Source organism: Niveispirillum cyanobacteriorum (assembly GCF_002868735.1).
Lineage (GTDB): Bacteria > Pseudomonadota > Alphaproteobacteria > Azospirillales > Azospirillaceae > Niveispirillum > Niveispirillum cyanobacteriorum.
The window spans coordinates 98,545-110,834 of the sequence record NZ_CP025614.1; the positions used below are offsets into that span (position 1 = coordinate 98,545).

The window sequence follows — 12,290 nt, forward strand, 5'->3', positions numbered from 1 at the left end:
ACCGCGTTCTTCCCTTCATGATCCGCCCTGTGCCCCATCCCGTCCCTGTGTCGATGCCGCCAACCCGCCCCGTGCGGGATGCGCGTATTGACCTGTTCCGGGGGGCGGCGCTGCTGGCGATTTTCATCAACCATATCCCCGGCAATCCGGGCCGGTTCCTGACCTGGAACTGGCTGGGTTTTTCTGACGCCGCAGAGCTGTTCATGCTGCTGGCGGGACTGTCCCTGTCATTGGCTCATTGGGAGTTCCAGGCCCGGCATGGCTGGCTGCGGCTGGCCCTGCGGCTGGGTGCGCGTTCCTTCCGGCTTTACAGGACCTATCTGCTGCTTGCCCTGGTGCTGGCGGCGGGCGGCGCGGCGGCATTCGCGGCCACCGGCGACCGGGCCATCGTCTGGCATTTGGGGATCGAACCGCTGCTGGATGATACAGTCGCGGCCCTGCCGGCCCTGTTCGCCCTGCAATACCTGCCCGGCTATGCGGATATCCTGGCCACCTATGTGCCGCTGGTGCTGGCCAGCGCCTTCCTGTTGCCGCTGGCGGCGCGGGGTGTGTGGCTGGTGCTGCTGCCGTCGGGCTTGCTCTGGCTTTATGTGCAGATGACGGGTGCCAACCTGTCGGCGGGGTTCCAGGGTGAGCGCTGGATGTTCAACCCATTGGCGTGGCAGTTCCTGTTCTGCATCGGCTTGTGCATCGGCGCAGGGGCGAAGCGCGACCTGTCATGGCCGCGCCACCGGCTGCTGGATATGGCTGCCTTTGCCTGGGTCGCCGTGGGCGTGGTGGCGGTGGAGCCGTGGCGGCAGCTGGGCTTTGACCATCCGCTGCCCTCTTTCCTGGCCCTGCCGCTGGGGTCGAAGGACGGGTTGGGCTGGCCCCGGCTGCTGCATATCCTGGCGCTGGCGCACCTGGTGGTGCGGTTTCTGCCGGCGGGTGCCGATGTGCTGCGCGCTGCATGGCTGGCACCGCTGCGCCTGCTGGGCCGGCAGCCGCTGCCCGTCTTCGCGTTTGGCGCGATCCTCAGTTTCGCGGGGCATTACGCCCTGATCGCCTGGCCTGATCCCGGCTGGGCACGCATCGTTTTCATCAATGCCGGTGGGGCGACTGCCCTGCTTCTCCTGGCTGCCCTCCTGGAGTGGCAGGCCGCCGGCATGCCACGGCCCGACATGCCCCTTCGCGGGCCGTGGCACCCTTTCACCCTGCGCGCCCTGTCGCGTGATTAGACCGCTCGAACTATGATGATCATGCAGAATTTCGACCTTGACCCTGTCCGCCCCGGTATTGGTGAACTGGCCCCCTGGTTCGTCGCCGCCAGCGGTGACACTGCCCAGTTTCATCTGTCCAGTCTTGGGGGGCGTAACGTTGTTCTTTGCTTTCCAGGGGCGCAAACCGCTCCGGCAATAGCGGCAATCGATCTGCTTGCCGCTGCCGCCGGCCGCATGGATATCAATCATGCGATATGCTTCGCGGTGATCAGCGGCGCTGACGCGCCGGCTGCTCGCCACCGCTGGCCGCATCTGCGCATGTTCCACGACGATACGCCATCCCGTCTCTATCCGCTCTATAACGTCGCGCCGGAGGGTGGATGGATTGTGATCGATACGTCGATGCGCATTCTGATGCGCGCACCCCTGTCCGATGGAACTGCGGTACTGTCCCGGGTAGCGGCAATACCGCCTTCCGGACTGATGGGTCCTATCGATCAGCCCGCCCCGGTACTGACCGTGCCGGGTGTGTTCGAGCCGGAATTCTGCCGCTATCTGGTGGACCTTTATCAGCAGCAGGGCGGCACGGAATCAGGCTTCATGCGGGAGGTGAACGGCCAGACCGTCGGTATTGTCGATCACAACTTCAAGCGGCGACAGGACCTGGAGATCGATGATGAGGCGATCCGTGCGGCAGCCCGAGAGCGTATTGTACGTCGTCTGGTCCCGATGATCACCCGTGCCCTCAGTTTTCGTACCACCCGCATGGAGCGTTACATTGTCGCCTGCTATGACGGGTCGGAAGGCGGCTTCTTCCGCGCGCACCGTGACAATACCACCCGCGGTACAGCCCATCGCCGCTTTGCCGTCACCATCAACCTGAACGCGGAAGAATTCGAAGGCGGGGAGTTGCGTTTTCCGGAGTTCGGGCCCCGTACCTATCGGGCACCGACGGGCGGTGCCGTGGTCTTCTGTTGTTCGCTGTTGCATGAGGCGACGCCGGTCACCGCTGGCACCCGCTACGCCTTCCTGCCCTTCCTTTACGATGAAGCCGCAGCCAAGGTGAGGGAGGCCAATATCGGCTTCCTGGGCGATGGGACGGCGCAATACAAGGCGGGCTGACCTTCCCCGTCACAAAACTGTCGCCATGCCCGTGCTAACCCGCTGCCTGTCCAGGAATGCCGGGTGGGGCGGATATGGCGGGTGCGGAGGCGGAAAGGGTACTGGCGGTGGAGATGCTGGAAACAGCGCTGCCCCGGCATCGGGACCTGTTGCAGGCCTATTTCCGCAATCGCCTGCCTTGTCCACAGGATGCGGAGGACCATGTGCAGGAAGTGTATTCCCGCGTCATTGCCGCCACGGCCCCGCAGACCGGCATCGCCAACTGGAAAGGCTTTCTGCTGCGCGCCGCCGCCAATCTACTGACCGATAATTTCCGGCGCGATCAGGCCCGCGCCGGGGGCCGGCATGTATCATTAGACGACGATCTTGATGCTGGCAGCGATGAGGTCGCCACGCCCGAACGTGTCGTCGCGGCGCGTCAGCGCCTGGGCCATGTCCAGGCAGCGCTGGCCGAACTGGATCCGGTCTGCCGCGAAGCGTTCCTGCTGTGCCGGGTCGAAGGCATGAGCCATCGCGACATCGCCGCCCGGCTAGGGATTGAGGTCGGGGCCGTTACCCGTCATGTCGAACGCGCCCTGATCCATCTGGCGCGGCGCACCGGTGGCCGGGGTGCGGCATGACCCTGCCCGCCGATCATGATCTGGAACAGGCGGCCCGCTGGATGGCGCGGCTGCGTGCCGGGCAGGATGCCGCCACCCGCCGCGATTTCCGCCGCTGGCTGGAACAGGACCCCGCCCATGCCAGCGCCATGGAACGGGTGGCCAGCGCCTGGGAACAGGCGGGACCCCTCCTGCCGGTGCCGTCGGTGCGTCATCAGGCACGCCCCTTCATGACCGGCTTTGCGGCGCTGGCGGCGTGTCTGGCCCTGCTGCTGGCCGTGCCGCCACAATGGCTGGCCTGGGCACGGGAGAACCACGCGACGACGCGGGGGGAGGTACGGGCGATCCAGCTTTGGGATGGCAGCGAAATCCGCCTGGATGCCGACAGCGCCGTGGAGGTCGCCTATGGCCCGTTCAGCCGGGATATCCGCCTGACACGCGGGGAGGCCTCCTTCAAGGTCGCGAGAAGCCGCCTGCGCCCCTTCGCGGTCACCGCCGACCACCTGACCATCGTGGCGACCGGCACGGAATTCATCGTGGAGGATGCGACCGACACACGCGTCACCCTGCTGGAGGGCGGGGTGGATCTGCGCGACCCGGCCAGCGATCGGGTGACAGGCCGCCTTGCCCCCGGCCAGATGGCGGTGGCCGACGGCATGCGCCCGCCCCGCATCGCCAGTGCCGACATTGAACAGGCCGGCGCCTGGCGCCAGGGCCGCCTGATCTTCAACCAGACCAGTCTGGGTGAGGCGCTGACCCGTTTCGCCCGCTATGGCGGCCCGCGCGTCACCCTGTCGGAAAACGCCGCCGCGCTGCAGGTCAGCGGCGTCTTCGCCACCGGCGATGTCGAGAAATTTGTGGCCGTGGCCGCCAAACTGCACGGTCTGGCGGTCACACGCGGCGGTGATGGCGGCATGACCCTGACGGTGGAGCGGGGGAAAAGGCGGGGGTAGGGTCAGCCCTCCCCACCCATCATCAAGACGATGATCCTGCGGACATCATCGACGAAGGATTGGGGGGCCTTGCTGACAAACTCCATCCGGCGTTCGATCCAATCGACCGAGCGGATATGTTCCGGCAAGGCCACACCGGTAATCTTGCAGCCTGCAGGAACCCGCACTTCCAGCGGGCCGCCTTTTACCTGATTGGTGATCGGCACGACTGCGGCCAGCCCTGTTCCCGCCGTGACAGCCTTTACAAACATCACCAGTGCGGGGCGGCGACCGCCCTGTTCCGTGCCGGCCTTCGGATCGCAGTTGATATAGACAAGGTCGCCCAGGTCCGGCTGATAGCTGCCCTTGGCATCCCTCACCATATTTCTTTCCCAACCGGGTCGCCCAGATCGACGTCCTGATGGCGATGTTCAGGACGGTAATTCTGCATCAGAGACTCAATCGTCACCTTCTGCGGTGCCGGCTTGATGATAATCGCCCCATCGACGGCCCGTACATCGACGGCCATGCCGTCCTGCAGGTTGATATCCTCCGCGACACCCTTCGGGATACGAAGGCCGAGGCTGTTACCCCATTTCGAGATGGCGACCAACATCGTGTCCGGTCCTTATCGTTGCGACGGATGCGCTTTGACACAGCGCGGTACCAAGCCGACCATATGGATATACAAAAGATATCCGAAAAGATCAAGCCGTCTCCACCCGATGACACTTCCATGACGCTCGGATGAAAGTTCCGCATCGGCCCGGAAACCGCCGCCGACGTGCGTCTATCCCGTTGTCCATGCTGGCATTGCCCGGCTGCCCCACGGGAGAGTTCCGATCATGCGTATGCGTTCCCTGGCCCTTGGCGTTTCCGCCCTGGCGATCCTGTCCTTTGTGCCCGGCCATGCGTTGGCACAGGCACAGCCGGTGGCGGCATCCCCCGCTGCCTTCACCCTGGCCCCGCGTGATCTGGGCGATGCGCTGGTGGCACTTGGCCGGCATTACGGGCGCAACATCCTGTTCACCCCGGCGCAGGTGGCGGGCAAGCGGTCGGCCCCCGTTACATCCGCCGCCGGCTTTGACGCCGCGCTGAAGGCGCTGCTGGCCGGCACCGGACTGTCGGCGGAGGTGGGGGCCGATGGGTCAGTGACGTTGGCCACCCGCACGGCCGCCGCAACACCCGTCCCGGGTGCCCGCCCTGCGCCTACCCGTTCGCCTGCTGCCGTTGCCAGTGCCGCCCCCGAACAGGTAGCGCCGCAGAAGGTGGAGGAGATCATCGTCACAGGACAGATCTTCTACCGCAACCGCACTGCCGACCCCAACCCGGTCCTGTCCTACGATCTGGAATATTTCCAGCGATTTGAGCCAGTGTCGGTGGGCGAGATGATGAAGCGCGTGCCGGGCGTCACCTTCGCCGCCGACGTTCTGGAATATGACGCGGTGCAGATGCGCGGCCTGCCGCCCGGTTATACCCAGGTCCTGATCAATGGCCGCCGCCCGCCGGGCGGAGAGGCCGACCGTTCCTTCTTTGTGGACCGTATTCCGGCCGAACTGGTGGAGCGGGTGGAGATCGTGCGTGCGCCCCGCGCTGATCAGCCGTCCGAAGGTGTAGCCGGCACTCTGAACGTGGTGACGAAGGAGAGCGAGGCGTTTGAGGGCGGTTTCGCCAAGGCCGGCGCCCTGATCAATGAGGATGGCAAGGTTCGCCCCTCCTTCGCGGTCGCCTATGCCGACAGTATTGAAGACATGTCCTACTGGGCTGCCATCAACTTTCAGGGCCGCCGTAACCCGAAAAAGAAGGTCACTGATTTTTACGATGGTTCGTTCAGCGAATATACAGGCAGGGAATTGCAGGATGATACCCGTGACGGCGTTGATATCTCCGCCAACGGGGAACTGGTCACGCGGCTGGGCGAGGGCTCGCTGCGTCTGACCGGGCTGGTGGTCGATACCAACCGCGATGAGGATGAAACCTCCGTCACGTTCGAGGGCGACAGCCCCGCAGAACTGGAACAGGACGAGGTGGAAGTGCAGCGTGAACGTATCGGTCAGCAGACCTACGCCCTGTCGGCGGCCTTCACCCACCCGCTCTCCATCGGCGAACTGGGCCTGGATGCCGGCTGGTCCGGCTATCGTGAGGATAGCAAGACCGAAGTGGATGAGGGCGACGCGGTCGACGAGGCCGAACTGGTGGAGCGCGAGACGCTGGACACCACTGACGATGAGCTGTCGGGCACGGTTTATTACAAGTTCACCCAGGGCATGGTGGCGACCAAGGCCGGCATCGACCTGCTGCACAAAAAGCGCGACACCGCCAACCGCACCTTTGAACTGGATGATGGCGCGTGGGAGGAAGAAACGGCCCCCGGCGCCGTCTTCACCATCAAGGAACAGCGCTATGATCCCTATGTGCGCTTTTCCTTGAACCTGACCGACCGCCTGACACTGGATGCCGGTGCCCGCTATGAGATCTCACGCCGCGATGTCAGCAGCGAGGATGGCAAGGCCGATTATGACAGCGAGGCCTTCAACCCGTCCGCCCATCTGCGCTTTCAGGCGACCGAGGCCGACCGCTTCCTGTTCTCCGTGGCCCGCACGGTCCGCCGTCCCGATTACGACCTGATCAGCCCCTATCGCCAGGAGGAGGAGCCGGCGGACGAGGATGAGCTGATCGGCAATCCCCTGCTGGCCAATGAGCGCGCCTGGGGCATTGATGTCGGGTATGAGCGGCAGCTGGGCCGGCGCGGCATCATCGGTGCCAATTTCTTCTACCGCGACATCACGAACCTGATTGAGCTGTTCAATACCGGCGAGGATGCCGAGGCCGGCGGCAATGTCTATGAGGCGCGTAATGCCGGCAAGGGGCAGAGCTGGGGCATGGAGATCGACTTCTCCACCCCGCTGGACTTTGCGGGCCTGCCCGATACGGGCCTGTTCGCCAATTACACCTGGCTGGACAGCGAGATGCGCGACCCCACGCTGGGCACCAAGCGCCGTTTCAACAATCAGCCCCGGCATATCTACAATCTGGGCTTCATCCAGACGATCCAGAGCCTTGATGCCAGCCTGGGCGCGTCCCTGTCTGGCCGGTCGAAGGCCAAGGAGGTGTCTCTGGATGAGGAGGTCGATCTCTCCTACGGCAAGGACCTGGAAGCCTTTGTCGAAAAGCGTTTCGCCGACCGGTTCGTCCTGCGTCTGTCTGCCTCCAACCTGCTGAACCGCAAGAAGAAGGAAGGGTTCGTGACCTTCGACGGCGACAGCGTGGCCGACATCATCGACGCCCACCGCGCCGGTGAGGTGGAGGAAAGCGAGCGTGAGAGCGAGCAGTCCGGCCGCCTGTTCCAGGTCACCCTACGTGCCACGTTCTGAGTTGTTTGATCTGTCGTTCCCTCACCCTCCCAAACGCTGGCGCCGATGGGAGGGTGAGGGGGCCCCGCTCCCTTGAAAGGACCCCCATGCGCCCCCTGATCCCGCTCGCCCTGATCCTGATGCTCGCTGCCTGCGGCCAGGAACCTGCCGCCCCGGTGGCCGCTTCCGCTCCCCTCCCTCTGGTGAAACCAGTGGCGGAAACGGTACCCGGACTGCCCGATGGCGGGGCAAAGGGCGATGCCGATGATCCGTCCTTCTGGCTGCACCCGGACGACCCGGCCCGCAGTCTGGTGATTACGGCGGCCAAGGGGGCGGGATTGCGGGTTTATGACCTTCAGGGCAAGCTGGTGCAGCGGATCGATGCCGAGACTGAGGGACGCTACAACAATGTCGATGTCGCCTATGGGCTGAAGCGCCCCGACGGATCGACCATCGACATTGCGGTCGCCAGCGACCGGGGCCGCGACCGGCTGATGGTGTGGGCCATTGATCCGGCCAACCCGGCGGCCCCCCTGACCGATATCACCGACCCCACCCAGGGACAGGTCTTCCCCACCCGCCTGTCGCCGGACGGGATGGCGGAGGTGACGAACCCCGTTGCCGATCAGGCCAGCGCCTATGGCCTGACCCTGTGGAAGGACAAGGCAACGGGGGAGGTGCGGGCCGTGGTGGCGCAGCGCAACGCGGCCCGTCTGGCCGAACAGCGTCTGGTGATCCGGGCCGACGGCACGGTCGGACATGAGCGTACCCGCCACTGGGACTTCCCCACCACCCACAAGGGCCAGGACCTGACCGCCGAGAACGACAATGACCCGGCCCTGGACTGGCAGCCGCAGTTCGAGGGGCTGGTGGTGGATGAGGAAGCGGGCATCCTGTTCGCAGGGCAGGAGGATGTGGGCCTGTGGCGCGTCAACCTGACCACCGGGAAGGCTGACGACCAGCCCTTCTATGAAACGCGCGGATCGGTCAAAAGTCCCTTCAACAGCCAAGACAGCAAGGTCGCCCGCGATGTCGAAGGCTTGGCGCTATATCGCGGCGCCGATGGCACCGGCTACCTGATCGCGTCCAGCCAGGGCGACGCCCATGGCGATGAAAAGGCCCCCGACGCCGCTGGCCTGGATGACAGTTTCGCCATCTTCGAACGCGGCGGCCACAACCGCTATCTGGGCAGCTTCAAACTGACCGCCAATGGTGCCATCGATGCTGGCCAGGAATGCGACGGGGCCGAACTGATCTCCATCCCGCTGCCAGGATATCCGGCGGGTCTGCTGGTCGTGCAGGATGGGTACAATGACGACCTGAACGGCCTGAATGGCGAACCGGAGGCGACCAATTTCAAGTACATCTCCTGGGCCGAATTGGTGGCGGCGATGCCGCAGCTGACGGTGAAGGCCGGCGGGTGGTCGCCGCGTTAACGCGGCTCCACCACCGCTCTGAAATACGCCAACGTTTCCGCCTCCAGCGCCTTGACCCAGGCGGTGGGCCAGTAGCTCAGTTTTACAATCACGGTGCGGCTGGCGGGGTCGATGAAGATGTACTGGCCATGCACGCCCTTGGCCATGAAGGCGTCGCTGTCGGGCAGGGTCCACCAGAAATACTGGTAGCCCTGATCCCGACCGGGTGCCGCCGGTTCGGTCCCGTCGGGCACGGTGGATTGCCGGACCCAGTCGGCGGGCACTACCTGCCGGCCATTGGCCCGCCCGCCCTCCAGCATCATCAGGCCCAGGCGGCCATAGTCGCGAAGGGTGGCGTTGAAGCCCGCGCCGGCCCAGGCACGGCCCGTTCCCGGCGGCCCGTCCAGCAGCCAGGTCCCCGCCCGTTCCATCCCCGCCGGCTGCCACAGCTTTTCTGCCATATACGCTGCCAGCGGCTTGCCCGTGGCGCGTTCCAGGGCCCAGCCGACCACGCCGGTTTCCAGCGTTGAATAGTTGAAATGGCTGCCGGGCGCATGGTCGCTGCCGATACGGGTGGCAAGGTCGGTAAACCGCTCACGCTCAGTCACGAAGCTGTTCTCATACAGCTCCGCCATCTGGCTTTTTGTGCCGGTGCCATAGGTTTCGGCAAAGGCCGCCCCCGACCGCATCAGCAGCGCCTGACGCAATGTCACCCCCTCATACCCGCTGCCCGCCAGTTCTGGGACATAACGGGTCAGGAGATCATCGACACTGCCGATAGCCCCATCCCGGATGGCGATACCGACCAGGATGGAGGTAATGGATTTCGCCATGGAGAAGGAGATGAACCGGCTCTCCGGCCCGCTGTGATTGCGGTAGATCTCATGCACAATCCGCCCGTCGCAGATGACCAGCATGGCGTTGGTCCGCGTGCGTTCCAGAAAGGCGGCGGTGTCATATTGCTGCCCCTCGAAACTGTAGGTGAGGCTCAGGGGCCGGATATCCTCCGGCAGTTTCCAGACCTTCCGCCCCGCCGGCACGGGGGCCGTCTCAAACATCTCGTCCATATGGCGGAAGGTCAGGCTGTTCAGTCCCTCCCCATAGAGTACCCGCCGCATCTGCTGCTGCGACGGCGTCACCTCCGCCTGAACGGAACCGGCCAGCAGCAGCGACAGCAGCAGGAAGGGCAGGGGGCGGAACATGGGCGGCAGCCTTGCGGTCAGGGGACTGCTCCGCTCTACTAAGCCGCCTGTTCACCGTCAATCACAGCCTTCAACTCCACCGACGGGTCGGCGGCGCGGGCGGCATCGATCAGCTTCCCACCGGTGATCAGGGCCTTGGCCTGGATGAAGTCGCGGGCATTGTTCAGGCAGTCGATGGCGATCAGCCGCCCGTCGCGCAGATACAGGACGGAGAAGCCGGGGGCGGTGGTATCGCCGCGTACCAGCACCTGCTCATAATCCATGGCCAGACCCGCGGCCTGCATCTTCACATCATACTGGTCTGACCAGAACCAGGGCAGGGCGGCATAGGGCTTTTCCAGACCCAGGATCGTATCCGCCGCTACCTTGCCCTGATCAACGGCATTCTGCACCGATTCCAGGCGGATGGCCCGGCCCGCGAAGGCATTGGGATGCAGGGCGCAATCGCCGATTGCAAGGATGTGCGGGTCCTGCGTCCGGCACAGTGCATCCACCACCACCCCGTTGGGGCAGGGGAGGCCAGCCAGGGCCAGCGGTTCGACATTGGGGATGATGCCAATGCCGACAATCACGATATCGGCCTGGATCAGGCTGCCATCCGACAGTTCCACACCGTTCACCCGCCCCTCACCGCGCAAGGCCGACACCTGGGCCGACAGGCGGACATCCACGCCGTGACGGCGATGCAATTCGGCGTAGAAGGCAGAGACAGGCGGGGAGGTGACGCGGGCCAGCAGCCGTTCCTGGGCCTCCAGTACCGTCACCTCATGCCCCATGGCGCGCAGCACCGCCGCGGTCTCCAGCCCGATGTAGCCGCCGCCCACGATCACCACGCGCGCACCCGGCACAAGATCGGCCTTCAGCGCGTCGATATCGGCGATGGTGCGGATGGCATGCACGCCGGCCAGACCGGCCCCTGGACAGGACAGACGCCGGGGCCGCCCGCCCGTGGCCCAGATCAGTTTGCCATATCCGACCCGTGCGCCATCCGTCAGGGTCAGGGTTCGTTCGGCCCTGTCCACCGCCGTCACACGCCGGCCCGTCAGCAGACTGACCTGTTTTTCTTGCCAATATTCCGGCTTGCGCAGGGCCAGACGTGCCGCGTCGCGCTTGCCGGCCAGATATTCCTTGGACAGGGGCGGGCGTTCATAGGGGGCTGCGTCTTCATCCCCGATTATCGCAATGGACCCGGGAAAGCCACCCTGGCGCAGGGATTGCGCGCATTGCGCCGCCGCCTGTCCCGCCCCGGCAATGACGATATCGTAGTCGGTCTGGCCCATGGCAACGGTCCTTTGCAAGAAGACGCACCTGTCCCGTTCCCGACCACGACGGGGCAGCGGGATCAGGGACCAGTGGCAGGTGGAATGCGCGCGGGCCTTATTCCGCCGCGCGCTGCCCAGTCAGGGAGATATATTCGGCGAAGATATCGCCCTGGATCGTCGTATGCTGACGCAGCCGGCGATAGGCGATTTCAGGGTCGCCCTGCTGCACCGCCTCCATGATGGCGGCATGGTCGCGCAGGTTTTCCTCTGCCCGGCCCGGATAGTTCAGCTGATAACGGCGATAGGGAACAAGCTGCAGGGCCAGCTTGTCGGTCATTTCCACCAGCACGTCATTATGGCTGCCCCAGACCAGCAGCTGATGGAACTTGCGGCTGGCCGCGTAATATTCGTCCTGGCGACCGGCATTATAATGGTCTTCGGACTGCTTATGCACCTCGGCCAGCTTGGCCTTTTCCTCCGGCGACATGCGGCGTGCCGACAGCTTGGCGCACAGGCCCTCCAACTCCGACATGACCTCAAACATATGGATCATGCGGCGGATATCCATGCTGGCCACGACGGCCCCCTGGCGTGGACGCTTTTCTACCAGCCCGGATTCCACCAATTGCAGCACCGCCTCGCGCACCGGCGTGCGGGAAACGCCGAAGCGGTTGGCAATCACTTCCTCGTCCAGGCGTGAACCGGGACGCAGGCGGCCCATGAAAATGTCCTGTTCCAGGGACACACGCACATGTTCTGCATGCGTGACGTGTGTAGGCTTGTTCATCAATCCTCCGCCGCGCGGTACCCGCGCTTGGCCATTTCCGCCTCTCCCGATGCCGCCACCATCGCACCCCGTACAGGACGGCATCCCTGTCATGTATCGGTCATGGTGGGCCACAAGTCAAGCCGTCGCGGCGTGGATTGAATACGGATAAGGCCGTCTGTGCATACTTTGATGCGGGGCCGCTCCCCGTAGGCTCAGGCAGGTGAGCTGGTGGGGAGAGATAAGAACGGCGGGATGCCAGGGGAATGGTGGCGGCAGCCGGCGGAACAACGAACTTCCTGCACGGCCGCACAATTTCTGTCTTCGTATACATTGCGCGCCGTAAAAAAATATTATACAGTCCAAATCGTATCCAGAAAACGCCAACCCCGAACGTGTGTGACGGGGCCTTGTATCCGGCAATGCCGCCGGAATTCCCA

The 12,290-nt window shown here is 64.6% G+C and carries 11 protein-coding genes; 6 read left to right on the forward strand and 5 right to left on the reverse strand.

All coding sequences use genetic code 11. From position 1 onward, the window contains the following. The first annotated feature begins 29 nt into the window (after positions 1–29). From C0V82_RS25500 to C0V82_RS25515, 4 genes are all read left to right on the forward strand, one after another. A complete protein-coding gene (locus C0V82_RS25500) occupies positions 30–1,217 on the forward strand; it encodes an OpgC family protein (protein ID WP_158660222.1) in 1,188 nt (395 codons plus the stop codon). Between the two features lie 21 nt (positions 1,218–1,238). Continuing rightward, entirely contained in the window at positions 1,239–2,321 is a 1,083-nt protein-coding gene (locus C0V82_RS25505) for a 2OG-Fe(II) oxygenase (protein ID WP_102115373.1), read from the forward strand. A 74-nt stretch (positions 2,322–2,395) separates the two neighbouring features. Beyond that, positions 2,396–2,941 (forward strand): RNA polymerase sigma factor, encoded by a 546-nt coding sequence (locus C0V82_RS25510; RefSeq protein ID WP_158660223.1) that lies wholly within the window; start codon positions 2,396–2,398, stop codon positions 2,939–2,941. Then, a complete protein-coding gene (locus tag C0V82_RS25515; protein WP_102115275.1) occupies positions 2,938–3,873 on the forward strand; it encodes a FecR family protein in 936 nt (311 codons plus the stop codon). Before C0V82_RS25510 ends, C0V82_RS25515 begins: the two co-directional genes overlap by 4 nt. Positions 3,874–3,875: 2 nt before the next feature. Here C0V82_RS25515 and C0V82_RS25520 read toward each other — a convergent pair whose 3' ends face one another. Then, positions 3,876–4,235 carry a type II toxin-antitoxin system PemK/MazF family toxin gene (locus C0V82_RS25520; RefSeq protein WP_102115276.1) on the reverse strand — a complete coding sequence of 120 codons (360 nt, stop codon included), beginning with the start codon at positions 4,233–4,235 and terminating at the stop codon, positions 3,876–3,878. Further along, a complete protein-coding gene (locus tag C0V82_RS25525; protein WP_102115277.1) occupies positions 4,229–4,468 on the reverse strand; it encodes an AbrB/MazE/SpoVT family DNA-binding domain-containing protein in 240 nt (79 codons plus the stop codon). Before C0V82_RS25525 ends, C0V82_RS25520 begins: the two co-directional genes overlap by 7 nt. Before the next feature lie 229 nt (positions 4,469–4,697). Here C0V82_RS25525 and C0V82_RS25530 point away from each other — a divergent pair, with 229 nt between their 5' ends. Both C0V82_RS25530 and C0V82_RS25535 read left to right on the forward strand, forming a co-directional pair. Continuing rightward, entirely contained in the window at positions 4,698–7,226 is a 2,529-nt protein-coding gene (locus C0V82_RS25530; RefSeq protein ID WP_102115278.1) for a TonB-dependent receptor, read from the forward strand. Positions 7,227–7,312: 86 nt separating this feature from the next. Next, on the forward strand, positions 7,313–8,641 hold the full coding sequence (locus C0V82_RS25535) for a phytase (RefSeq protein WP_102115279.1): 1,329 nt from the start codon (positions 7,313–7,315) through the stop codon (positions 8,639–8,641). Here the strand turns inward: C0V82_RS25535 and C0V82_RS25540 are convergent. From C0V82_RS25540 to C0V82_RS25550, 3 genes are all read right to left on the reverse strand, one after another. Beyond that, positions 8,638–9,822, reverse strand: coding sequence for a serine hydrolase domain-containing protein (locus tag C0V82_RS25540; RefSeq protein WP_102115280.1), 1,185 nt, complete (start codon positions 9,820–9,822; stop codon positions 8,638–8,640). The two genes, C0V82_RS25535 and C0V82_RS25540, sit on opposite strands and share 4 nt — an antisense overlap. A gap of 38 nt (positions 9,823–9,860) precedes the next feature. Beyond that, entirely contained in the window at positions 9,861–11,102 is a 1,242-nt protein-coding gene (locus tag C0V82_RS25545; protein WP_102115281.1) for an NAD(P)/FAD-dependent oxidoreductase, read from the reverse strand. A 97-nt stretch (positions 11,103–11,199) separates the two neighbouring features. Next, positions 11,200–11,871, reverse strand: a complete 672-nt coding sequence (locus C0V82_RS25550) for a GntR family transcriptional regulator (RefSeq protein WP_102115282.1) — start codon at positions 11,869–11,871, stop codon at positions 11,200–11,202. Positions 11,872–12,290: the final 419 nt, after the last annotated feature.